The organism is Lysinibacillus sp. FSL M8-0337 (assembly GCF_038593855.1).
GTDB lineage: Bacteria > Bacillota > Bacilli > Bacillales_A > Planococcaceae > Lysinibacillus > Lysinibacillus sphaericus_D.
In genome coordinates this window covers 2,047,783-2,071,483 of record NZ_CP151996.1, presented here as the reverse complement: position 1 = coordinate 2,071,483, position 23,701 = coordinate 2,047,783, and the positions used below count along the sequence as shown (strand labels likewise).

Below are 23,701 nucleotides of genomic sequence, written 5' to 3'. Positions count from 1 at the left end.
TTAGTGTGTTTATTATAGGAGGAATTTTAACCAGTGTCTGATTCATTATCACCTCAACCTTCACCATCTCTAATTAGTTGTTGAATGACCAAAATTATTTGAACTTTCATGTTTCTATTTCTCAACCTACGAAACTAAATTGTAAGCACTACCTGTAGTTTCTTTAACAGCATCAAGTGTCTCTAAATTATTAATAATTTGAACTTTTCCTGAATACCCATGATATGTAGGGGATGCATTTGCAAATGAACCAAATCCTATAGTCAACAAACTAACAGCTACAATACTTGCAAAAAGTTGGTACTTCTTCATTTTTCTTTCCTCCAAATTGTAATTTGTTTCACTATTTTCGGTCATTCAATTATCTTAATTTTATTAGTATTCTGTTTATTTTGTAAAGTATTTTTTGTTAAAATATATATATTTTATAGTTATAAATGTAAAATGTGCATTAAAATTACTATTTTTTCACCAATAGAAAAAACCCAGTACCTTTTGTATACGGAACTGGGTTTTCTCTGTTATTTCAATATGTTTAGCGTTTAATCTCAAATTCTTGTGGACCAGCATAGGGTGGAGCAATGTAATATTCATAGAAAAAGATGACTGGATTTCCTTCTTCATTAATATAGAAGTTTTTTGACGTATATTCGTCTATTCCACCATCTCCCTTTGAAGCATAATATTCTTGATAGTACGACCAAAGATTTTCATCGGTCTTCGCACGTTCCTTCACTTGACGCTCTATTTCTGGATCTACTATTTTTTCGTAATCTTTTCCTAGTAAATCTTCTAGCGTTAGTTCCTTTCCTGTTGTTAAATCAATATTATAAAAATACTTTGTATCAAATGTTAATCCATTTGTAGTTTCTGTTTCATTAATGATAAATGACAAGATTTTTGCATTTGAGCTTTTTACTTCATAATCAAATTTGTATGTGCTAGGTGTATATTCATTAATATCTCTTGCATCCTCTCCCTCTCCAAGGAAGTTTTTCTTAAATTCCGCTGAGTCCTGTTTTGCTTTCGCAGCAAGGCTCTCAATTTTTTCCTTAATCATCGTATTAATCTGATTTTCTAATGATGGATTCCCTATATCAGAGAATTGAGGAATTTTAATATGTGCATCAATCGAATCTGTCTTTTCTATATATTCATCAATCGTAATCACTTTTACTACTGCTCCTAATACAGGAACCTTTGACATTGCCAGAGCAAAAGTCGGACTTAGATTTACAAAGAACATGAATAGTAGACAGGCGGTTAAAGGAATCACGATAAACTTCATTTTAAAAAACGTTAAAAAATCTTTCTTCTTGGGCATCGTTTCATTTTCAGCCATTGTTAATACTTTTTTTCGTATCCCTTCCTTATTTATTAAGTTTTCTTCTATAACACGTTTTAATACCTTTCGTTCATGCTGCTTCATATCGCCTCAACCGTCCTTCCCAAACTTTTTTCGTATTTCATGAGTGGTGCGGTAAATATAATTTTTTATCGTGGAGTGATTTAAATGTAGTAATTGAGCAATTTCAGGAATTGATAGTTCAGCATAATAAAATAAGTAAAATACCTTTTGCACTTTTTGAGGTTTTGTTTGCAAAAAGCTCCAAATGTCAGATAATAATTCTTTGTTTTCTATTGCAATCTCTATCTCATTTTCATATTGCTCTATGTCCGTATCTGCATGATTATATTCTTCATCTTCTTTATTTATATCAAACAACGGTATGATACGCTTTACCTTTTCTTTTAAAGAATAATGTTGGTAGATTTTAGATTTAGCGATTCGTATAACATAAGCCTCTGGGTTCTTAAGATAATCAATGCCCTTGTCCTTTAGTATTCGATACAGCGCTATATAAGTTTCTTGTATTATATCCGGGATAACACTCGTATGATTGCATTTGCTAATGACATACACTACACATTGATGATAGGTTTTGTCATAAATTTCGTTAAATTTGTCTTCGATTCTTTGCGTATTCAAAGGCTCACCTCCCGTTAAACGTTACTAGGGAATGCAATATACGAATGTTGAATAACATTGTTATTATGTCATGGTTTTATGGACTACATTCGTTTCCTTTGCACAATCAATTGCCGAAATAGGGATCGACTTTTTCACTTTTTAGCGATAATAGTTCTGATACTGTTACAAATTCATATCCTTCTTTTTTTAATGCCATTAATATTTCTGGTAAGGCTTCAGCTGTTGCTGTATGAATATCATGCATTAACACTACTGATTTATTTGCGATGTTATTTAAAATTTCGTTTTTTATAGCTGCTGGGTTGCGACTTTTCCAATCTAATGAGTCGACAGACCACATAATTGTAGTATAATTTTCTGACGCTGTATAATTTAGAATGTCTTGGTTGTATATCCCGTATGGAGGTCGAAATAAGGTTGGAGTTACACCTGTTGCCGCTTCAATAATTTTGTGTGTTTTATTGATTTCTTCTGTCATTTCATTGTGCGTCAATTTCTTTAAATTTGGATGACTAAATGTGTGATTTGCTATTTCGTGACCTTCAGCAACGACTTGTGCCGCAATATTTGGATACATCTCAACTCTGCTTCCTAACATAAAGAATGTTGCCTTTGCTTCATGCTGCGCTAATGTTTGTAAAACTCGTGGTGTAACTTTGACACTCGGACCATCATCAAATGTAAGTGCTATATATTTTCCATCAGGATTTAATGCAACTGTTTCATTTTCTAATTCTTCTTCCTCTTCCTCTATTACATCCTCACTATCATCGTTTTCTTCAAATCTTGCCTTATCACTTGCAAGATTTTCAGCTTGCCCATGCTCTTCCACTTGCCCACCTAAAAAGTAGTATCCCGCACCTAGCATGATAGTAAAGAACAAAATGACCGCTACAAATCTTGTCCATCTAATTCTTTTCCTTGCTTTCATTCCAATACACCTTTCTTTGCTATTTTTTCTTTCTTAATATAGAAGAGAATCACAGAGTTGAAAAAGTTTCAATGAAACTAAAAAAATTTTAATTATTTTGTAGGACAATAAAAAAGCATAAAAAGACTTGATAAATATCACGTGTTCATCATGCGCAGTGGATGCGACTTTACAGTTCGGTGTGTGATAGTGTTGGTAGTACACGGCATTAATAGCTGACAGGCGTATAGTGGAAGAAGGGAAAATTAGCAGTAATGTAGAATATAAAAATGAATACATAGCCGATAGGTTTGCGACAGAGAACGGGTATTAAAAAGTTCGCTCAAGGGGAGTGAATGACTTTATCGAGTTGTTCCCTTGAACCGAAGTAAAAGGAGTGAATATATGTATGAAAGAACCTTCTGAACTGCTTATTGACATGCTGGGCCATCCATATAGCCCCAAAAATGTTCAAGCTTTGCTACAATCATTCAATGTCAAGCGAATGCCTTCTCCGAATAGCTATTTCAACGACGATATTATCTGGTCTGTAAAAGCATCGATCCGCATTGATCTTTATCGTGCATCAAAACTAAATGATTTGACTGGACTCAATTATACCAATCAAGATGAATGGATTATTGGTGCTATACACTTTCTTGCTCCCGGATCGGATGACCGAATTAAAACGCCGTTTCCTGGAAAGCTTCCTAAGGGCATCTCGATGTGTTCCACACCAGATGAGTCAATACAGGGATATGGCCAACCTGAAATGGATGAACAATGTGCGTGGCCTGGGTTCTCCGGCCGAATTTTGGCATGGCGCAAGTCGAACATAAATATCGCTATTGAATATGTGGACAGGGAAATGAATAGCGTGATGAGAAGCTATACGGCTTGTTTAATTGGCTGCATTGGCGCATGGCGAGACGATAATCCAGAGGTCTTTTCTCCCTGATGGACAGTCAACTACACCGTGCTACGGATGGTAGTTCGTTCGCTCTCAAATAAATGGCACCCCTTATCAAACTCTAAGCGCCTGTTTTGAAAAAAGATTTCAAAACAGGCGCTTTACATTTGTTCTTGTATCAAGGGTGATTGAATTTTATCTTGTGAAGAATTGTCGATGATAAAATAAAGACACCGAGGTGTCTTATGTATTTTCAAGGCTTACGGACAATTTGAAAGTTAATCATAATAATGAAATGCAAAACCGTCTTCTGGTTCGCCCACTTCATATCCCAATAATTTTGTAGCACGTTTCTTAAATAATGTAATCCATTCATTCCATTCTTCTGATGGTAATTGAGCATAAAATTGTAGTCCACTTGATTCAATACTTACTTCTATCAATTTACCATCTGAACCATACCACTGTGGACAGCCGTTTACAAAGTGGTTCCAGTTAGGCATTTCCCGGTATAAACGCTCCAACTTATCCCAAACTTCTTGTGGTGCAGAATAATGAATATTCAAATTCATATTGTATATTTCCATATATTCTCCTTTAAATTTAGATTTATAAGTTGATTTGCGATTCTTTCAAATTATTGTTTTACTGTGGATCAACTGTGATAAAAACACTTTTTACTCCGTTTTCCGTATATAAAAACTCCATTTGTAAACACATATCTGCCAGTTTTGAATTTGAAGTTAAATCATAATCAACAGCAAATCCACTGTTATCATTGAATTCATAAAAGTTAATTTGTGCATATTCGTATTGGGGATGGAAATTACATGGAGCTCCATATTCATCAAATGAATCCAATCCATTTAAGTTTAATGTTTCGTGGACATAATAGAATAACTCACCAATATCATCCACTTTAGATTCATCCACATAATTTAATATTTTTTCATATTCTTTACTATGCATTACTTTTAATATATTGGTAATAACAGTTATGGCATATTGTTTATCTTCACTTTTCATATTGAACCCCCAATTCTATTTTTCTTTCCATTCAACTGTATAATATCATACATTTTTGAGAAAATTTTTTTGAACTAACGGAGCAAGATAGATTCATAAGAACATGAATACCGATGTAATGCCATTTGGGTTTGCCTTAGCGAGTGCTTTAGTTGTATAAGACTATAATCAAATTTCATAAAATCTTATACTTAGTTAAAAATATTAACTCCATTTTGACAAATCTCTTTGCAAAATGGAGTATTTTCGGTTTTGCTAATAAATAAAGGTTGAAAATTTTTTTGTCATCACTCTTTATTCAACGCGCCCTATATGATTAATCAACAGCTTTTCCACCTGTGATTTAAGAGCTTGATTTGCATAACGGAGTACTACATCATTCCCTGCAGTGGCAACTTGCACATCACTAAAATATTCATCTACTGGTTGCCAACCTACTACTCGTATGCGTTTTTGTGCAAGTTCTCGTTTGAGATTAAAATATTCTTGTCTTAGCTCCTTTAGTAATAAATCCATCATTGGAAGAAATACTGTTTTCATTTTAAACTGCTCTAATTTACAATAATCAACCTGTAATGATTTAACTGCTAGCTCTAACAAAAGATACTTATGAAGTAACTGTCTTTCGTCGGCTTTAATCATAGTAATCAGCATCCAGTTGGGCTGATTGAATATTTGGGATGGGGATACTCTCCGTTTTAAGTAGTGTTTCAAGTATGAGTTCATTCGTATTCATCGATTTAACTATACCAGTCCATTGTGTGATTGTATGGTCCTTCCACACTTCTATTGTAACGGCCAACTGCTGATTAAAAGCTTGATCAATTGTTTTTTGTAGTTCTTCCAGTTCCCATTCAGTCAATTCTCTTGGCTGTTCCATACACTCTTCTTTATACTTTCTGAGAAGCTCTAAATGTTCTGGCAACATCATCGATGCCCATTTAATCGTCCCTCTATCTTTTATCATTCCAATCACTCCTATGCCAAATGACCACCCACTAAGCGATCTCGTTTAATAGCTGTACCAGCTTTTGTATAAGAAACGGCTCTTAATATTGAGGTAGCTCCAAACCTATTACGTATGGCATCCATTGTAGGTCCGATTATCTGACGTTGCGGTTTGCGTTCATCAAATAAATCCAATTGAATGCTATGCTCTTTCTCTAGGTTAGATATTCTGACTGATAATTGTCGTGCTGGCTCTCCAGCAAAATGTTCATCCAGTAATTCAATACAAGCTTTATACATCACAAGCGTTTCACTTGTCGGCACTGCAATAGTTTTAGAACGATGAAACCCTTTGGTCATGGCATTATGACTATACGAAAGACCTAAGCTGATTGTACGGCCAACAAACCCTGCATCACGTGTGCGTTTCATTACGTCTTCGCACATTTCTAGAAGCACTACCGCAATATCTTTTCGTGTGTGATAATCTTTCATCAGCATTTGACCCTTACCAAAACTTAATGCTCCGTTTGTTATTAACGGCTCCCCTAATTTGGATAAATCTATGCCCCATGCATGGTAATAGAGTTGATTACCCATTATCCCAAAGCGCTTTTCTAATTCTGCTAAATCTGCATTAGCCAAACCACCAACTGTTTGTATTCCCATAGCATTTAGATTTGCCTCCATTCGTTTTCCTATGCCCCACATTTCAGCTAAAGGTCGAACAGGCCACAGTTTCTTTGGAATATCCTCATACGTCCATTTAGCAAAACCTGTTTTCTTTGCTTCAAGGTCTAAAGCTAATTTGGCGATTAACATATTGGGTCCCATACCTACTGCACTAGGTATACTAAATTGGTCAAGAATAGCCTTTTGTATTTCCTTGGCCGTCTCTTCGGGTGAACCCCAAAGCTTTTCCGTGCCAGTTAAATCAACAAAACTTTCATCTACACTATACACATGTATCGCATCAACAGGTACGTAATTAGCGATCAATTTTGTAATCGTCATCGACATTTGAATAAAGAAACTCATTTTAGGCTCAAACAATCTAATGTCAGGATGCTTTGGTATCTCATAACGTCTACTGCCAGTTTTGATTTTATATTTCTCTTTCATTAATGGTGATGCAGCAAGCACTACGCTACCTGGCTGGTCAAAATTCGCTACTACTGCAACTGGCGTTTTTAAAACATCTAGCCCATGTAACATCGCCACGATACTAGCGTAAAAACACTTCATATCGATACATATAATAGGTCTATTGGGCATCGCCTCATAATTCACACGACATCACGCTCTTGTGTTATAACTGGAATAATTGCAAGAACATTGCTGATAATAAAAGTACGCTTTGCTTGTCGTGTGAAGCAATATGCAGAAAAGCAGTTATTTACAACTTTTATGATTTTCACTTGCCTTTTTGTAATTTCACCGCATTTGGATACATACATCATATGAACTGACTGATTACGTTGCATTGCTTTTATTAACTGTTCTTTCATCCAACATCCTTCTCCCCTCGTCCGTAACAAGAACATTTGTTTGTATTTATATTTTACGCACGTACGTTCCTTTTTACAACTGGGAATTTAAAGAAATATTAAAAGTGTCAGGCACTATTTGGGTGCCTGACACTTTATGAAGTTGCCTTATTTACTTCTGACAAACAATAGTTTAAACCACTGATTAACTAAAAACGGCATAAACGATAAGCTATAAATAAAGCCTAATTGGGCGCCACTTAATGCGGCCACTTCGAAGATACCCGTAAATGATGGAACAAATAATACAGCATGTAAAGCAACAAAACCGATTAAAAATGCTAACCAAGTATATTTATTCGAAAATACACCAATGGCAAAAATCGATTGCTTCGATCTGGAATTAAAGCCATGAATTAATCTCGACAAACATAAAGTAGTAAACGCCATCGTACTAGCTGTTAAAGTATCTCCTGTTGACAATCCGATTTCAAAAGCAACAGCTGTAGCAATTGCAATTAATAAACCTTCCAGTATAACTTGCGTCGTAAAAGCTTTATTTAACAATGGTGTGCGAATATCTCTTGGCTTGTCCTTCATGGTGTTTTTATTATTTGGTTCCAGTCCAATGGCAATGGCCGGCAAACTATCGGTAAGTAGGTTAATAAATAATAGATGAACAGGTGCAAATGGAACGGGTAAACCTAATATAGTAGCATATAAAACGACAAAAATAGCCCCTGCATTTCCAGATAACAAAAATAAAATTGCATTTTTAATATTCGTATAGATGCTTCTACCATTCGAGATTGCTTTGACAATCGTTGAAAAATTATCATCTGTTAATATCATAGATGATGCATCTTTCGCTACTTCAGTACCAGTTATTCCCATAGCTACACCGATATCAGCTTGTTTTAAAGCGGGGCCATCATTGACACCATCACCGGTCATCGCAACGACATTGCCCTTTTCCTGCCACGCTTTCACAATACGAATTTTTTGTTCCGGTGTTACGCGAGCATAAACTGAAACATCTTGAACTTTTTCTTGCAGTTCGCGATCCGTTAAACCTTCAATTTCAGCTCCTTCAATCGCTTCGGATGGGTCCTGTAAAATCCCGATTTGTTTGGCTATGGCAGTGGCAGTTATTTTATGGTCACCTGTAATCATTACAGGTTTAATACCTGCTTTAATACAGCTTTCAACCGCTGCCTTCGATTCCTTTCTAGGTGGGTCCATCATTGCTATTAATCCAACAAAAATTAAATCTCTTTCATCAAATACGGTAATTGGACGGCCTTCTCTTACTTCCTTATATGCAATGGCTAATACTCTTAAACCATTCATTGAAAAATCTCGATTCACTTCTTCGATTTTTTTTCGATGTTCTTGCGTCAGATTAACTAGACCTTGCGACGTATTCATTTTTGACATTTTGAATAGCAGAACGTCTAGTGCTCCCTTAGTAATCATAATATTTTGCTGATTAATCCGATTAACCGTACTCATAAGCTTCCGATCTGAATCAAAAGGGAGCTCTGCCACCCTTGGACAATGGTCTCTAACAAGTAATTCATCAAAATCATACTGCTTTCCTAATTTCACAAGGGCAATTTCAGTAGGATCACCGATTTCCTTATGATCTCTTTCCAATGCATCATTACATAATAGCGCCTTTAAAATCAAATCTTTCTCAATTGCATTTTTCATATATAGTTGATCGTGTGGAATCACTTTCTGATTAACATATACATGCTGGACAACCATTTTGTTTTCAGTTAACGTTCCTGTTTTATCTGAACAAATAACCGAAACGCTTCCCAAGCTTTCAACAGCAAAAAGCTTTCGTATTATAGCATTTTCTTTTGCCATTTTTTGTGTCCCAAAAGCCAAGACAATTGTGACAATCGAACTTAATGCCTCTGGTATGGCGGCAACAGCCAACGAAACGGCAAACATAAATGATTCTACTAATTCACGGCCTCGAACTAGATCAATCGTGAAGATAACAACACAAATCATCGTGATGCCTAAAGCTAATTTTTCTCCAAATTGATCTAGACTTACTTGTAGCGGCGTTTTCTTTTCTTTTGCAGTATCAAGTAAATTGGCGATTTTCCCAATTTCCGTGTCCATTCCGATAGCTGTCACAATAACAACGCCTCGTCCATTCGTGACAAAGCTTCCAGTGAAGACCATATTTTTCTTATCCGCAATGGTTACATCTTCCTTAATCGAATCGGCACTTTTTGCGACAGCTAATGATTCACCTGTCAACGAACTTTCATTAATATGAAGATTATGGCTTTCTAGTAATCTTCCATCAGCATTTATATAATCTCCAGCTTCCAAATACAGCAGATCTCCCACAACGATATCTTCAGAAGGAATTTCTATTATCTGATTATTACGCATTACTTTCGCTATGGGCGAAGACAGTGCTTTCAAATTACCTAAAGATTTTTCTGCCTTTACATGTTGAACAGTGCCCAAAACTGCATTTAAAATAATAACAATCAAAATAACAATCGTACTTTCTACTTCACCTAATAGAAATGAAATAAAAGCGGCTATCATTAAAATAATTACTAATAAATCTTTAAACTGGCCGAAAAAAACGGCAAGTGTACTTACCTTTTTACTTTCCTCTAAAACATTATAACCGTAAACTTCTTGCCTCTTTTGAACGTCATAATCACTCAATCCCTGATTGGTCACATTCAGTTTATTCATGACTTCAACGGACGACTGCTGATGATACTGTGTCATTTGATTCTCCTTCCAGTGTAAATTATTAATAATAGTTGTGTTATTCAACATAGAGCGGACTATTGCAATAGAAGGAAAACATCTTTATCTTTATTGCACAGTCTTTTAGCTATCAAAATGTCGTTTCGATCACTTGGCCCCTTTTGACTTGTATTTTTTCTATTACAAGCCGTGATTTCTGTTACATAATATTAAAAATTATGTGCTCTTTTGCTTTCGATTCCATATCCCTAATAGTAGAACTATAACAATCTATTCCGTACCCTAATCCAGTATGATAATAATTGATAGAGAGATTAAATTTTTTATACGATAAAGCTAACTTATGAAGTTTACAAAATAACAAGCCCCTCCCGACGTTCAACATCAAGAGGGGCTATGGGTAAATAACTTATCATAATATGTAGAAAGCCAATTACTCCTAGGCTATTAAAAGAAGATGACATCACGTACCACTATTGATTTCAAAAGATTTATAATACATAAATATCACAATTATTTATTATTCTATGGTATACTGCTTTCAGTAGCACCATCAAAGGGCACAAACCAATTCGAAGCTGTAGCGTATTTTATACGATACAGCTTTTTTTATTTTAGATTTACTCGATTCCCATTTTACAATATAATGGTTTAACTAGAAAATATTAAATACATACTTATTTAAATCGCTTTCCCAAATGAAAAATTCCAAATCATTAAAATAATCTCGCAAAATGACAAGCAAAGGAGAGAATCCCATGAATGTAGAAAAAATCTTTGAAAGCTTCCCACTATTACGTTCTAGCAACCTACAATTTAAAAAAATAGAAGAAAGCCACTTAGACATGTTATTCGCTATCTACGATAATGAAAAAGTATTTGAGTATTGCGGCATTATCCCGAAGCACAATATTCAGACTGTCCAAAAAATGATTGGTCATTTTGAACGTGACTTCACGAAAAGAAGTAGAGTGAAATGGGGGATTTTTTATAAAGATCAACAAGATTCTTTAGTCGGTATAATCGAAGCGATGGATTTTAACCAAAAAGTAAATATGGTAACAATTGGCTACTATTTAGCAGAGAACTATTGGAATAAGGGCATTGCAACGGAATCTGTACAAACCATTTGTAAATTTTTATTTGATGAAGCGAACATTAATAGAATTCAAGCAGAGGTTATGCCGATGAACGATGCGTCAAAAAAAGTGCTTTTAAAAAGTGGCTTTATGAAAGAAGGTTTATTAAGACAAGCTACTTTCTGGTCTGGTAAAGGTATTGTTGATTTGGAAATTTACAGCATTTTGCAAGAGGAGTACAATAAATAAATTGAAAAGGCACGCTAAACAGAACTATTCTATTTAGCGTACTTTTATTTGTTTATCTTCATACATGTTTGTGGCGTTAAACGGTTCCATAAACCGAATCTACAATCATTCAATATCTGCTCATCATCACCTACTATTAGTAGTTTAACAAGTCAGGCTTTGTAATCAACAAGAGTATCATATAAGCTTACCGATATTTGCAAAAGCTATTGATTTCTGATGCATGTAAATCAATCTTTTCTGTATCTTTCAAAGCGTTTCTAAACGCTAAAAACCCCAATATTAGCATTGTTATACTTAGAGGAGCAAATAAGAGGAAAAACACCTCTTTGCTGACTTTATTTAGCTTTTTAAATAACTGGTATTTTACAAATTTAACCAAAAGTAGCCACACGCATATAAATGAACGTGGCTTTTCTTGTATAGCAGAACCTTATTTTAGTTAATAAATGTAGAAATCTTTCCACTATATGTAGCTAAATAACCCTTTCCCGCTGGCACAGCTCCTTGTAATCTTAGATTTCCTTTATATAAATATCCATCAATCCATTTTTCGTAAGGATACAATGTTGGTATAGAGCTATTAAATGTATAATACACTTGATGCGATGCATCTGCATAAAGATAAAAACCTCGTGGATTAATATCAGATTTAGTGATTGTATCTGATATTATTTCTCCATCTTCATATTCTTTATTGATGTCAAAACCAAGAGGTAGTTCTGTTACTGGTTCTGCTATTGGTGTAAATTCCTCAACATCATTAAAGCTTGTTTCCTCGGCAGCTAAAGAGATTCCTGAAAATGCAAGAATTCCAAATACTAATGTAAACGCGCACAACAAAATACTTAGTCTCTTCATTTCCTTCATCATCTCCTTTATATTATAAATCATTTTGATTATAACTAATAACCTCATTATTTTCAATATTTTTATAATTCGGACCACTATTAATAATTTACTATTGGCAAGTGTTATATTTCTTGAAATAAAAAAGTCCAGGCTCAATATTAATTGAGTACCTAGGCTTTTAATAACGGTTATTTATTCAATGACAAGATTACATGTTTAGATTACTACTGTGTTCCGAACAAATACTAAACAATACTACTGACCAAACTAAACAGCCTTGTCTGTAACCATTTTTAATGAATTCTTTTCTTTGCATTATATTTTCTTCAATCAATAAAAGCACTCTAAACAGGTGTATCATTGTTTTGAGTGCTTTTATTGATTGAATGTTTAATTATACTTAATTAAACAAAATCTTTTCATAAATCAAATCTACAATCATTCAATCTTTTCAAGCATTTTTATAGCTTCAGCTCTGAGATAGTTCAATACAATTGCATAAATACTACAAACATATAAGATAAAAGGATTTTCATGTAAAAACAACTAATCTAACACGCCTGTTGCAAGTTCAGATGATTGCTTTAGTTGCTCCAAAATAGCTAGCAACGCCTTATTTGATTTATTTCCTCTTTTATAATCTCCTGTCATCGGCGTTTCTTCTGCTATCAAGCAATGATTAATAAACTCTTCAACTAATGTTTCCTTATGAATGCAGACATACTACTTAGTTTTCATTCGATTATTTAATTGGCTTTTGTTTTCTGAATCAATATTTTCTTTATCTTTCAAAGTGTTTTTAAACTCCAAAATTCAAAAGATTAGCATTGCTATACATAGAGGCGCATACAAGAGTAAAAACACATCTTTGCTTACTTTATTAGTAACGAATAAAATTAGTAAAAGGATTGTAATTGCAGTAATATAGCTTACATATTTATAAGACATACAATGCACCCTTTCTACCCTTTAAATTAATTGATATTTCAGTTATTATATTCTAGTATATAAATTAGGTAGTTCTACATATGACATTTATTAGTTACTTCAGCAACAGATATTAGCATAAAAGGGGTGAATTTTGTGAAAAATAAAACGGTTTTTTATATTTTTTTAACATTATTCGTCATTTTTTGTTTAGGGATACTATCATTCTATAGTCTTAGCAATGAATAGCAACGTTTATCTATCATCATTTGTATCCAAGCAAACAGCCTAGTCTGTAACCCTTGTTAATGCAATAAAAGTACTCAAAAGGATGTATCTTTGTTTAGAGTACTTTTATTGATTATCTTAATAGATATTTAAAATCTTTCCATAAATCAAAGCTACAATCTTAAGATTTCAATTCTTGCCATTTCCAATATGCTTCATATAGCATATCGTGTAGAAATTCCTCGTGCTCTCGCTCATCATCTAGACCTCTCTGTTCTAATTTCATCCCTAACCACACCGTATTATCTTTTCTAAATTTAGGATCACCAACACCATCTATAATACAGAAAAAGTGAAAAAAGGTTGAAAGCATCCGATCGCGAACAATCTTTTCAATGCCACAAATACTATGAAAATCAAATTCATTTGCTTTTAACGCTTTGACTTCTTCAACACTTAATTTAAGCTCATCCTCTATGCCTATTATCGCGTTTTCTGGATTTCGTAGGCTATCACCCATTTTAGAGTATTCTTCAATTAAATCATGAACCTCCATTAGTAAACACATTTGACTATCCATCTATATCACCACTTTTAAGTTAATTTAGAAAAAAGACCCTCATATATTTATCGCTGAGCCATTTCCTTAGTGGTAGCTTATTTACTTACGCCATACAGTTTAAAAAGTTCGCCTGATTCATATTGTTCAAGAACTATGCTTGCATGAAAACTGGTCATATTCTGTTCCATTCCTGCAATCTTTTCAAGCATTTTTAAAGCTTCAGCTCTGCGATAGTTCAATACAATTGCATAAATACTACAAACATATAAGACAAAAGGATTTTCATGTAAAAACAGCTCATCTAACACGCCTGTTGCAACTTCAGATGATTGCTTTAGTTGCCCCAAAATAGCAAGCAGCGCCTTATTGGATTTGTTTCCTCTTTTATAATCTCCAGTCATCTGAGTTTCTTCTGCTATCAAGCAATGTTTGATAAATGTTTCAACTAATATTTTCTCATCTTGCACATTATCACCTCAAGTTATTATCGTAATCTATCCATAATTTTTATACCATAATCGTATTGATAATCCCAACTCTTTCCTGCTAACCAATCCCTTACTCGTTTACCTTGCGTATGAGGTTGAATAGAATTATAGTATCCTGTAATTCTTTGATGATGTTGTATATCAATGGATACGATATTACGAGTATTGTGAATAGATGTTTTACTAAAGCCAGACTTTGCAATTTTTGATTGTTCAACAATATGATGCCATTGTCTATTTGTACCAGCATTCCCTAAGAATTTCTTTAAAGAGTCAAAACTATTAAAACCTCTATGAGATAAGTTTTTAATTGGTATTCCAAGAACATATCTTGCAGTTGTTCGAATTGCAACTCCTCCAACAACATACACAAAGACCGGTAATACAGAAGCATTTAAGATGTCGGGTCGATAGCATTAAATTCATCAACAATACCACTTTCCAAAAATTCTTCATTAATGCCACTATCTAAAATTGCCACCTTAAACTTTTCCTTTTGGACTTCCTGATTTTCTGATACAACATGATGAGTAAACACTAAGATAATGATTAAGGTAGCAAATACAAAAAAAGAAACTTTTTCATATAAACCTCCTTTAATACATTTAATAGTTTTGTCTTTCTCGACAATTATATATTAATTGAATATTAAAAAAATTTGAATACATTTAATACATATTTACTCTTAAAATTCATTTTTTCGACATTTTTTTCAGTTCGAATACGAGAATTTCTTAAATATTCGACATTAAATTTGATGGTTCTATTAAAAGGGAATTTAACAAGAGAGTTCAGAGAGCCTAAGAAAAGCAACATCTTGATGAAGTTTTTACGCAAAATACTGATTTCGCTATTTCTGCCTAGTTCCTTCCCCCAAAGCAGAACATGCATTCCCCCTCTTTTATTTCTTTATCGTGAATATTTTGTATTGCATAATAAAGTTGGTGCGAGTGGATAATTTAAAACTATAAAATATAGTGTCGGATAATCTGTAGTTGTTATCTATCAATTAAATTAGACACCAACAAAAAAAGATTGTAGATGCTCCCCAAGATTAGGAGCATCTACAATCAAACTACCTCTATTAACCTACTTCTATTTAATACTTTTAGCAGCTTGTTGTATAAGTGCAGCTACCATCGTATTCATTTGTGCGAAACGATCGTCTTTCGTTTGTCCGTTGACATAACGATAATAAATTTGTTGGCAAATGACCGCTAATTTAAAATAAGCAAACGTGATATAATAGTCGATTGATGAGACATCTCGACCACTTTTCTCCGCATAGTGCGCGATAAATTCCTCTCTCGAATAAAATCCAGGATGAACCGTAATCGGTGGCTCCCCTAATGCATACAACAACATTTTTGGATCATCTGCATGCATCCAATAACTCATCGCAACACCGAGATCTGCTAACGGATCACCTACTGTTGTCATTTCCCAATCAAAAAGCCCAATCATTTCTGAGTAATCTTGTGAAAACATCGCATTGTTGAACTTATAGTCATAGTGAATAATTGTCGCTTCATTATTTGTCGGTATATTAGCCTTTAACCAAGCCGTTAGCGCTGCTACCTCTGACAGCTCAGCTGTTTTTGCTTTCTCATAACGATCAACCCAACTAACCACTTGGCGTTCCATAAACCCTTCAGGCTTGACCATATCCTTTAAAGCCGTTTCCTTATATGGAATGGCATGGAGCGCTACAAGTGATTCCACCATTTTTTCAGACAATTGACGTGCGAGTGCTATTGTCGATTCTGTCCCTGATGGGAAACGTGTGTCTAACACGACGCCATTTTTTCTTTCCATTAAGAAAAAGTCACTGCCGATAATGCTCGCATCATCGACATATACATATGGTTTTGGTACAACAGCTAAAAACGGATGGAGCGCCGATAATATTGTAAATTCACGCTTCATATCATGCGCTTTTTTTGCCACTGGCCCCAGAGGTGGTCTGCGAAGTACAATTTCAAAATCCGCTATTTTTAAACAGTAAGTTAAATTAGAATGACCCGCACTAAATTGAGAAATTTCAAGTTTCCCTTCTGGTAAGTCTGGGAAATGTCGCTTTAAAAAAGCATGTAATTGCTCTGCATCGATTCGTTCACTTGCCCTTACTTGCATCGTATCCATAGGAACCCCCCTTAAATAATTGCACTCATTCCACCATCTACCACAATCACCTCACCTGTAACATAATCCGAAGCTGCAGCAGCTAAAAATAATGCAACGCCCTTCAAATCATTTTCAGCACCTAGACGCTTTAAAGGTGTAGCCCCCATTAAATAATCTTGTCCTCGTTCTATTAAAACATTGGACATTTTCGTTGGGAAAAATCCAGGTGCAATGGCATTAATGTTTACACCTGATGGTCCCCATTTCACCGCTAAATCTTTGGTTAACGTAATAACTGCACCTTTACTAGCGTTATAACCAATTGTATCCATAAAGTCAGGAAGTGTACCTCCAAGCCCTGCAATAGAAGCAATATTAATAATTTTACCCGCTTTTTGTGCAAGCATCACTTTACCAACAGCTTGCGACATTAAAAATGTACCGTTGACGTTCACATCAAACACCTTTTGCCATGCCTCGTATGGCATGTCGACAGCCGGTGCCCCCCATGATGCACCACTATTGTTTACTAAAATATCAATCTTACCAAAGGTCTCTAATGTTTTTGACACAACATGGGCAATTTCCTCTGGTTTCGTCACATCACAGGCAAGCGCAAGTGTCTGGACACCTAATTGTGCGAGTTGTGTCGCCATTTCCTCACAAGCCTCCACTTTGCGTGAGCACAGCACAACGTTGGCACCAGCCTCTGCAAAGCCTTGCGCAATTTGTGCACCAAGTCCGCGACCACCACCTGTAACAATAGCAGTTTTCCCTTGCAAGCTAAATAGCTCAAGAACAGTCATTTTACCAGCTCCTTTTGCTTTGGGGCATGTTTTTTCAGTTCTAATTTCGCTACAGTATTGCGATGCACCTCGTCTGGTCCATCTGCTAAACGCAATGTGCGTGAATTGGCCCACTGAGCAGCGAGCGTCGTATCAGGTCCAACGCCAGCAGCACCAAATGCTTGAATGGCACGGTCGATGACACGCAATGCCATATTCGGTGCGACTACTTTAATCATCGCAATTTCAGCCTTCGCCTCTTTATTCCCTACTGTATCCATCATGTATGCTGCTTTTAACGTAAGCAGCCTTGCCTGTTCAATATCAATACGTGATTCTGCTATTCGTTCACGCATCACGCCTTGGTCTGCTAGCGGTCGATGGAAGGCTTGACGCTCTAGTAAGCGGCTACACATTTCTTCTAAAGCACGTTCAGCTGCTCCGATAAGACGCATACAATGATGAATGCGACCTGGGCCCAAACGACCTTGAGCAATCGCAAAACCTTTCCCTTCACCCCATAAAATATTTTCCACAGGTACTCGTACATTTGTAAACGTAACCTCTCCATGACCTTCAGGTGCATGGTCATAGCCAAAGGCCGTTAACATGCGCTCTATTTTGACACCTGGTGTATCCATTGGAACTAGAATCATTGATTGTTGCTCATGGATAGAAGCCGTAGAATCCTTATGTTTTCCCATAAAAATCGCGACTTTACAGCGTGGATCGCCAGCCCCAGTTGTCCACCACTTATGACCGTTTAAAATATACTGATCACCGTCTCGTTCGATGCTAGCCTCAATATTGGTCGCATCACTAGAGGCCACTGCCGGCTCCGTCATCGCAAAGCAAGAGCGGATTTCTCCACGCAAGAGCGGCTCTAACCACTCTTTTTTTTGCTTATCCGACCCATAGCGTACAAGTACCTCCATGTTCCCCGTATCCGGCGCATTGCAGTTAAAGACTTCCGGCGCTATTAATGATCGCCCCATAATTTCACATAAAGGAGCATATTCTATATTCGATAAACCTGCGCCATACTCGCTATCAGGTAAAAATAAATTCCATAGCCCCGCTTCTTGTGCTTTACGCTTCAATTCTTCCATAATCGGAGGAATCGCTCCCCAACGATCCGCCATTGCTTCCACCTGTGCCGCATACAGTGCCTCATTTGGATAAATATACTGTTCCATAAATTTCGTCAGTTTTTCTTGCAGTTCTACTACTTTTTCACTATAAGAAAAATTCATATGAAAGCCCCCCTTTGATTGACAACGCGAATGAAAAATGAATGATTGTTCATTCTTATTCTTACATTAAATGTTACCGCTATACGGCATGTAAATCAATCATCTATTCCACAAAAATTTGAATAAAAGAGAAATTTCATATGCAAAAATAGCTAAAAAAAGCATCTCTATTTCACCTTTTTTTTACAGACATAAAAATAATAGCTATATCAAAATATCGTCAACATTATCTTTTACTATCAAAATAATGTATAACACCATCAATAAATTGTCGGATTGCAAAGGGCAGATGTCGATTTTTTAAATACACTAAATAAACATTCCTTTGTAAATTAGGGCAATCAATTTCTTTCTGAACAATCGTCTTCGCGGTTGGCCCCTGTAAATAGTTTTCAGGCAAAATGGTAATACCTAAATTTTCGCGAACAAGGGATACAGCCGTTTCAAAACGTTCGATTTCAAATTGAACATTGATTGCTTGACCAGCTTGTTCAAATGCATTTAAAATATCCTGCCTTGTTTGAAATCCATCCGTACTAATAATAAATGGCTCATTGCTTAAATCTGCTATGGTCAGTAAATCTTTCGTCGCTAACGGATGATGTAAAGGTAATACAGCGACAAGTCGTTCCTCATACAAACATTTCACTTCGAGCTCTTCATCGTCCATTAATTGATTGGTAATAATAACATGCGTTTTATAGCCTTTCAGTGATTTCTTAACACGCTTGCTACCTAAAATATCGACTAAATGAAACTTCATCTGTGGATAGCCCTTTTTATATTCGACAATCGCTTTCGGTAACCAATGCTTAATGGACTCCATTACACCGATGGTCAAATCACTTGTACCATGTACAATGACCTCGTCCATTTCAATTTTTAGCACTTCCATATTTTTTAAAATAACTTTTGCTCGTTCATATAAAAGCTGACCTGCTTCGGTTAATTGTAAATTTCTTGTATTTCTTTCAAGTAAAGAAGAACCAACTTCTTGTTCTAATTTTTTAATAGCATTACTTAAAGAAGGCTGAGAAATATGCAATTTTTCAGCTGCTTTCGAGTAATTCATATGCTCAATAACAGCGATAAAATATTGTAATTGTTTTAAATCCAAAACAACCTACCCCCATTTATAGTTTAAAACTATAGATTAATAATAATTATATATTAGTAAATATAATTATGTGAATATATAATAAATTAACACTACAAGAATAATGTTAATGGAGTTGATAAAGAGATGTATACAATGACAGATCAAAAACAATGGAAAGGTCGCATCGATTCAACTACTAATCCAAGTAGTTTCCGATTACATCAAAAAGTAAAACGATTGGCTATTAACGATGTAAGCGCTTCACAACAAAAAAATGCTGGGATTGTCGGGTTTATATGTGATGAAGGGGTACGCCGCAATCAAGGGCGAGTTGGTGCAGCAAATGGACCCAATGCACTTCGTGGTGCACTGGCAAGCTTACCGTGGACATTTGATGAGCAACAGGAAATTATCGATGTCGGTAACATTCTTTGCCTCAATCATGCGTTAGAGGATGCACAACAAGAGCTCGGTGAAATTGTTCAAGGTCTACGCGCAAAAAACATGCAATGTATTATCCTTGGTGGCGGTCATGAAACATTATACGGGCATTACTTAGGTGTTCGTGCAGCATTACAAAAAGATGCCCGTATCGGAATTATTAACATCGATGCACATTTTGATTTACGACCATATGATGAACAAACTTCATCCGGTACAATGTTCCGTCAAATTTTAGAACAAGATCCACATACAGACTATTTTGTACTAGGTATTCAACGTTATGGAAATACACAAGAGCTGTTTGATAAAGCACATGAGCTACAAGTGAAATATGTGTTAGAAGAACAAATGACAGCAGACAACAACGCGCATATTATGAACGATCTACAGCAATTTATGGATAATCATGATTATATTTTACTTACTTTATGTATGGACGTTGTCAACACAGCCTACGCACCTGGTGTTAGTGCACCCTCTCCTTTTGGTCTAGATCCAAAAACGGTTCGAGCTGTAATTCAAAAAGTAGCATCACATCCACATACCCATTCTTTTGATATATGTGAAGTGAATCCGTTACTAGATGAAAATGGTCAAACAGTCAAATTGGGTGCTTATTTTGTCTATGATGCACTCAACAACTTACTTAGGAGGAACGGTTCATGATCGAAATTAATCAAATTACAACAATATTTCTCGCAGTCGCGTTATTTGCATTCGGGAGCTTCCTTATTAATAAAATAAACTTTTTAAAACGTTTCTGTATTCCAGCGCCAGTTGTTGGTGGCTTACTTTTTGCAGCACTAGCCACAATATTAAAAACAACTGGCCTATTAGAAATATCTCTTGATACATCATTACAAAGCTTATTTATGATTACTTTTTTCACGACAATTGGTTTAGGTGCTAGCTTTAAACTGGTAAAGCTAGGCGGTAAGCTATTAGTCATTTATTGGCTAGCATGTGGGTTCCTTGCGCTAATGCAAAACGTTATCGGTGTATCCCTTGCTTCACTAATGGGCATTCATCCATTAATCGGTATGATGGCAGGTGCAGTTTCTATGGAAGGTGGTCACGGTGCGGCGGCTGCTTTCGGTCAAACATTAGAAGATTTAGGAATTTCATCAGCTATGACAATCGGTGCGGCGGCTGCTACATGTGGCTTAGTGGCTGGAGGTCTAATTGGTGGACCGATTGTCAAATATTTAGTTGGGAAATACAATTTAACACCAGATGAACAAGAAGCAAAAGCCGTTGAGTATGAAAATAAACATGAACAAATTACATCGGATTCATTCTTTACACAAGTGGTAATCATCACATTTTGTATGGCTGTCGGAACGTATGTTGGAACTCTATTCTCCGAAGCTACAGGTTTCGTATTACCAGGTTACGTAGGTGCCATGTTTGTCGCAGTATTCGTCCGTAATATTTTAGATAAAGTGAAACCAAATGCCATTAACATGAAAAGTATTTCTTTAATCGGTGACGTCACATTAGGTGTTTTCCTATCTATGGCGTTAATGAGCATTAAACTATGGGAAATTGCCGATTTAGCTTTACCTCTATTTGTCATTGTTTTTGTACAAGTACTATTCATCGTTCTATTCTGTATTTTTGTATTATTTAAATTACTCGGTAAAAACTACGATGCAGCAGTTATGGTGGCGGGCTTTGCAGGACATGGCTTGGGTGCAACACCGAATGCAATGGCGAATATGTCAGCAGTTGTTCAGCGCTTCGGTCCTTCTACAAAGGCATTCCTCGTTGTGCCAATTGTAGGTGCATTTCTAATTGATGTCTTTGGTATTCCTATTATTATTACAACTATTAACTTATTTAAATAACTTAAAAAAGCCGTGCATAGTCTTTATAAGACCGTTGCACGGCTTCTTCCATTATAGAAAGAACTTCATAGAATGCATTATTGTAATATGTCACTTACCGTTACACATTCATAACCTTGTTTCTGTAAATAAAGAATAACATTTTCGAGCCCGTTGGCTGTCGTTTGATGAATATCATGCATTAAAATAATACTGCCATCTTTGACAGATGCTTTGACATACGTTAATATTTTATCGGCATTGCGATGCTTCCAATCGAGTGTATCAATCGACCATAAAATAGAAGGCATTGTAATAACAGAGCGCACTTGGTCATTTGTCGCTCCATATGGTGGGCGAAAAACAGTTGGATATTGACCAATAGCTGCGTAAATGGCATTGCTTGTCCGATCCACTTCTTCTTTAACGCTTGTTTTCTCTAAATTAGTTAGCTTCGGATGATTCCACGTATGATTGCCAATTTCATGACCATCCATATACACTTGCTCTACAATTTTTGCATTGCTAGAGGCATTTTTCCCCACCATAAAAAATGTTGCCTTTACATTGTATTTCTTTAAAATAGCTAATATTTGTGGCGTAACTTTCGCATTCGGCCCATCGTCAAATGTTAAAGCTACCCGCTTTTTCGCACCTTTTGCTACTGGTACTCCTTGATTGTAGACTTTATTATTTACGGTTAAGTCCGTTAGCTCTGAAGCCTTTATGTACCCTTTTTGATCGTCAGCTTCCACATACGCCCAGCCTGCTACTATTGTATATTGCTGCACAATCGTTTTATGCGCTAGCGTGCCTAGCACTTCACCGCTTGGGCTCGCAGTTAAATGAATGATAGCCCCTTTAGGTGCATTTACCTGCTTTTTTATCGCAGTTGGTTTTTTCAGCGCATTTGTCGCGACATAGCCAAATTCATGTCCATATTGCACATATGACCAACCACCAGGTGCTTTGCCATACACCATTAACATACTATTTTCATATAGCTGTCCAACTTTTTGTGCACTTGGACTTGGATAGGACATTAAGTTGAGGCCGCCTTTTTTCGCCACTACAGCTTTTTCCGGCGTTAGCTCTGCTAATGTTGAGGCTTCCACATACCCCTCTAACTGTGCCATTTGGATATGTATCCATTCCTCATTGAAAGCTGAGGCTTGCACAAAATTGCCTTGTTTAATATAGCCATTCACCTTGCTTTCTGTGGAAGCCTCTTCATACACCGTCGCATCCTTTAGAACTTGTTGGATAGCAGGCATACTAGCTTGAGCCGAAACATGATGCCCAATAGCCATACTACATAAAAATGCCCATAATAACGCAAAAGGTAATAATTTTTTCATTATTCTACACCGCCTTTTTACAATCACTGATGTCGTCTCCTGTGTAAAATATTAAAAACATAGGATTGAAATCTGATAATGTTATTATACCAGAAAATAGTAAGAATCAACTAGATTTGCTAATTTACAACTTCTGTAAGAATGATTTTTGATAATCCATATCGGCGGCATACTGCTGAATTGTTTCTTCATGCTTTTATTTTTCTTTATCAAAAAAGACATTTCCTTAAGATAATGTATTCTTATCTATTCAGACATCTAAATTTCACTGTATCTCTATGCATAAAGACGTTAATCGCTATTTTGCTAACCTTTATCGCATCCCCAACATTATGTGCCAATCAACGGCTGCCAAGTGGTTTGCTCTACTTCTGGTGCATAAGCCGTTCAGCTTGCTAT

At 35.7% G+C, this 23,701-nt stretch carries 24 protein-coding genes; 4 read left to right on the top strand and 20 right to left on the bottom strand.

Features of this window, described 5'->3' with window-relative positions; translation table 11 throughout:
* Positions 1-126: 126 nt before the first annotated feature.
* From MKY08_RS09785 to MKY08_RS09770, 4 genes are all read right to left on the bottom strand, one after another.
* A complete protein-coding gene (locus tag MKY08_RS09785; RefSeq protein ID WP_069512730.1) occupies positions 127-312 on the bottom strand; it encodes a hypothetical protein in 186 nt (61 codons plus the stop codon).
* Positions 313-535: 223 nt separating this feature from the next.
* Positions 536-1,429 (bottom strand): DUF3298 and DUF4163 domain-containing protein, encoded by an 894-nt coding sequence (locus MKY08_RS09780; protein ID WP_069512731.1) that lies wholly within the window; start codon positions 1,427-1,429, stop codon positions 536-538.
* Positions 1,430-1,435: 6 nt separating this feature from the next.
* Positions 1,436-1,990: a sigma-70 family RNA polymerase sigma factor gene (locus tag MKY08_RS09775; RefSeq protein WP_069512732.1), complete on the bottom strand. Its 555-nt coding sequence runs from the start codon at positions 1,988-1,990 to the stop codon at positions 1,436-1,438.
* Positions 1,991-2,096: 106 nt separating this feature from the next.
* Positions 2,097-2,924, bottom strand: a complete 828-nt coding sequence (locus MKY08_RS09770) for a polysaccharide deacetylase family protein (RefSeq protein ID WP_069512733.1) — start codon at positions 2,922-2,924, stop codon at positions 2,097-2,099.
* Positions 2,925-3,312: 388 nt separating this feature from the next.
* Here MKY08_RS09770 and MKY08_RS09765 point away from each other — a divergent pair, with 388 nt between their 5' ends.
* Positions 3,313-3,861 carry a hypothetical protein gene (locus tag MKY08_RS09765; RefSeq protein ID WP_069512734.1) on the top strand — a complete coding sequence of 183 codons (549 nt, stop codon included), beginning with the start codon at positions 3,313-3,315 and terminating at the stop codon, positions 3,859-3,861.
* Positions 3,862-4,091: 230 nt separating this feature from the next.
* Here MKY08_RS09765 and MKY08_RS09760 read toward each other — a convergent pair whose 3' ends face one another.
* From MKY08_RS09760 to MKY08_RS09730, 7 genes are all read right to left on the bottom strand, one after another.
* A complete protein-coding gene (locus tag MKY08_RS09760; RefSeq protein WP_256093201.1) occupies positions 4,092-4,385 on the bottom strand; it encodes a hypothetical protein in 294 nt (97 codons plus the stop codon).
* A gap of 73 nt (positions 4,386-4,458) precedes the next feature.
* Positions 4,459-4,839 carry a hypothetical protein gene (locus tag MKY08_RS09755; protein ID WP_069512736.1) on the bottom strand — a complete coding sequence of 127 codons (381 nt, stop codon included), beginning with the start codon at positions 4,837-4,839 and terminating at the stop codon, positions 4,459-4,461.
* A gap of 294 nt (positions 4,840-5,133) precedes the next feature.
* On the bottom strand, positions 5,134-5,481 hold the full coding sequence (locus MKY08_RS09750; RefSeq protein ID WP_069512737.1) for an aconitate hydratase: 348 nt from the start codon (positions 5,479-5,481) through the stop codon (positions 5,134-5,136).
* Entirely contained in the window at positions 5,474-5,806 is a 333-nt protein-coding gene (locus tag MKY08_RS09745; protein WP_069512738.1) for a YolD-like family protein, read from the bottom strand. The genes MKY08_RS09750 and MKY08_RS09745 overlap by 8 nt, the downstream gene beginning before the upstream one ends.
* A gap of 11 nt (positions 5,807-5,817) precedes the next feature.
* The gene (locus MKY08_RS09740) at positions 5,818-7,077 is read right to left on the bottom strand and encodes a UV damage repair protein UvrX (RefSeq protein WP_081327998.1); all 1,260 of its coding nucleotides are present in this window, start codon (positions 7,075-7,077) and stop codon (positions 5,818-5,820) included.
* Positions 7,074-7,295 carry a transcriptional regulator gene (locus tag MKY08_RS09735; protein ID WP_024361879.1) on the bottom strand — a complete coding sequence of 74 codons (222 nt, stop codon included), beginning with the start codon at positions 7,293-7,295 and terminating at the stop codon, positions 7,074-7,076. The genes MKY08_RS09740 and MKY08_RS09735 overlap by 4 nt, the downstream gene beginning before the upstream one ends.
* Before the next feature lie 147 nt (positions 7,296-7,442).
* Positions 7,443-10,046, bottom strand: a complete 2,604-nt coding sequence (locus tag MKY08_RS09730; RefSeq protein ID WP_069512739.1) for a cation-translocating P-type ATPase — start codon at positions 10,044-10,046, stop codon at positions 7,443-7,445.
* Between the two features lie 740 nt (positions 10,047-10,786).
* Between MKY08_RS09730 and MKY08_RS09725 the strand changes: the two genes are divergently transcribed.
* Positions 10,787-11,356: a GNAT family protein gene (locus tag MKY08_RS09725; protein ID WP_069512740.1), complete on the top strand. Its 570-nt coding sequence runs from the start codon at positions 10,787-10,789 to the stop codon at positions 11,354-11,356.
* 438 nt (positions 11,357-11,794) lie between these two features.
* On the opposite strand, the gene MKY08_RS09720 is transcribed toward MKY08_RS09725, so the two are convergent.
* The 8 genes from MKY08_RS09720 to MKY08_RS09685 form a co-directional block, all read right to left on the bottom strand.
* Positions 11,795-12,217, bottom strand: coding sequence for a hypothetical protein (locus MKY08_RS09720; RefSeq protein WP_069512741.1), 423 nt, complete (start codon positions 12,215-12,217; stop codon positions 11,795-11,797).
* Between the two features lie 1,327 nt (positions 12,218-13,544).
* Entirely contained in the window at positions 13,545-13,943 is a 399-nt protein-coding gene (locus MKY08_RS09715) for a hypothetical protein (protein WP_069512742.1), read from the bottom strand.
* A gap of 77 nt (positions 13,944-14,020) precedes the next feature.
* Complete coding sequence (locus tag MKY08_RS09710) at positions 14,021-14,392, bottom strand: hypothetical protein (RefSeq protein WP_069512743.1); 372 nt, start codon at positions 14,390-14,392, stop codon at positions 14,021-14,023.
* Between the two features lie 17 nt (positions 14,393-14,409).
* Positions 14,410-14,784 (bottom strand): hypothetical protein, encoded by a 375-nt coding sequence (locus MKY08_RS09705; protein WP_069512744.1) that lies wholly within the window; start codon positions 14,782-14,784, stop codon positions 14,410-14,412.
* Positions 14,785-15,508: 724 nt separating this feature from the next.
* A complete protein-coding gene (locus tag MKY08_RS09700) occupies positions 15,509-16,555 on the bottom strand; it encodes a phosphotransferase family protein (protein WP_069512746.1) in 1,047 nt (348 codons plus the stop codon).
* 11 nt (positions 16,556-16,566) lie between these two features.
* Entirely contained in the window at positions 16,567-17,343 is a 777-nt protein-coding gene (locus MKY08_RS09695) for an SDR family oxidoreductase (RefSeq protein ID WP_069512747.1), read from the bottom strand.
* Complete coding sequence (locus MKY08_RS09690; RefSeq protein ID WP_069512748.1) at positions 17,340-18,575, bottom strand: acyl-CoA dehydrogenase family protein; 1,236 nt, start codon at positions 18,573-18,575, stop codon at positions 17,340-17,342. Before MKY08_RS09690 ends, MKY08_RS09695 begins: the two co-directional genes overlap by 4 nt.
* A gap of 226 nt (positions 18,576-18,801) precedes the next feature.
* The gene (locus MKY08_RS09685; protein WP_069512749.1) at positions 18,802-19,692 is read right to left on the bottom strand and encodes a LysR family transcriptional regulator; all 891 of its coding nucleotides are present in this window, start codon (positions 19,690-19,692) and stop codon (positions 18,802-18,804) included.
* Positions 19,693-19,818: 126 nt separating this feature from the next.
* Here MKY08_RS09685 and hutG point away from each other — a divergent pair, with 126 nt between their 5' ends.
* The gene (hutG, locus tag MKY08_RS09680) at positions 19,819-20,784 is read left to right on the top strand and encodes a formimidoylglutamase (protein ID WP_069512750.1); all 966 of its coding nucleotides are present in this window, start codon (positions 19,819-19,821) and stop codon (positions 20,782-20,784) included.
* Positions 20,781-21,965: a sodium/glutamate symporter gene (gltS, locus tag MKY08_RS09675; protein WP_069512751.1), complete on the top strand. Its 1,185-nt coding sequence runs from the start codon at positions 20,781-20,783 to the stop codon at positions 21,963-21,965. Before hutG ends, gltS begins: the two co-directional genes overlap by 4 nt.
* Positions 21,966-22,042: 77 nt before the next feature.
* On the opposite strand, the gene MKY08_RS09670 is transcribed toward gltS, so the two are convergent.
* Entirely contained in the window at positions 22,043-23,302 is a 1,260-nt protein-coding gene (locus MKY08_RS09670) for a polysaccharide deacetylase family protein (protein WP_069512752.1), read from the bottom strand.
* Positions 23,303-23,701 lie beyond the last annotated feature (399 nt).

Excerpts from the sequence above, each read along its gene's own strand:
- MKY08_RS09785 (WP_069512730.1), bottom strand. The coding sequence starts at position 312 with ATGAAGAAGTACCAACTTTTTGCAAGTATTGTAGCTGTTAGTTTGTTG.
- MKY08_RS09780 (WP_069512731.1), bottom strand. The coding sequence starts at position 1,429 with ATGAAGCAGCATGAACGAAAGGTATTAAAACGTGTTATAGAAGAAAAC.
- MKY08_RS09770 (WP_069512733.1), bottom strand. The coding sequence starts at position 2,924 with ATGAAAGCAAGGAAAAGAATTAGATGGACAAGATTTGTAGCGGTCATT.
- MKY08_RS09765 (WP_069512734.1), top strand. The coding sequence starts at position 3,313 with ATGAAAGAACCTTCTGAACTGCTTATTGACATGCTGGGCCATCCATAT.
- MKY08_RS09760 (WP_256093201.1), bottom strand. The coding sequence starts at position 4,385 with ATGAATTTGAATATTCATTATTCTGCACCACAAGAAGTTTGGGATAAG.
- MKY08_RS09755 (WP_069512736.1), bottom strand. The coding sequence starts at position 4,839 with ATGAAAAGTGAAGATAAACAATATGCCATAACTGTTATTACCAATATA.
- MKY08_RS09750 (WP_069512737.1), bottom strand. The coding sequence starts at position 5,481 with ATGATTAAAGCCGACGAAAGACAGTTACTTCATAAGTATCTTTTGTTA.
- MKY08_RS09745 (WP_069512738.1), bottom strand. The coding sequence starts at position 5,806 with ATGATAAAAGATAGAGGGACGATTAAATGGGCATCGATGATGTTGCCA.
- MKY08_RS09735 (WP_024361879.1), bottom strand. The coding sequence starts at position 7,295 with ATGAAAGAACAGTTAATAAAAGCAATGCAACGTAATCAGTCAGTTCAT.
- MKY08_RS09730 (WP_069512739.1), bottom strand. The coding sequence starts at position 10,046 with ATGACACAGTATCATCAGCAGTCGTCCGTTGAAGTCATGAATAAACTG.
- MKY08_RS09725 (WP_069512740.1), top strand. The coding sequence starts at position 10,787 with ATGAATGTAGAAAAAATCTTTGAAAGCTTCCCACTATTACGTTCTAGC.
- MKY08_RS09720 (WP_069512741.1), bottom strand. The coding sequence starts at position 12,217 with ATGAAGAGACTAAGTATTTTGTTGTGCGCGTTTACATTAGTATTTGGA.
- MKY08_RS09715 (WP_069512742.1), bottom strand. The coding sequence starts at position 13,943 with ATGGATAGTCAAATGTGTTTACTAATGGAGGTTCATGATTTAATTGAA.
- MKY08_RS09700 (WP_069512746.1), bottom strand. The coding sequence starts at position 16,555 with ATGGATACGATGCAAGTAAGGGCAAGTGAACGAATCGATGCAGAGCAA.
- MKY08_RS09695 (WP_069512747.1), bottom strand. The coding sequence starts at position 17,343 with ATGACTGTTCTTGAGCTATTTAGCTTGCAAGGGAAAACTGCTATTGTT.
- MKY08_RS09690 (WP_069512748.1), bottom strand. The coding sequence starts at position 18,575 with ATGAATTTTTCTTATAGTGAAAAAGTAGTAGAACTGCAAGAAAAACTG.
- hutG (WP_069512750.1), top strand. The coding sequence starts at position 19,819 with ATGTATACAATGACAGATCAAAAACAATGGAAAGGTCGCATCGATTCA.
- gltS (WP_069512751.1), top strand. The coding sequence starts at position 20,781 with ATGATCGAAATTAATCAAATTACAACAATATTTCTCGCAGTCGCGTTA.
- MKY08_RS09670 (WP_069512752.1), bottom strand. The coding sequence starts at position 23,302 with ATGAAAAAATTATTACCTTTTGCGTTATTATGGGCATTTTTATGTAGT.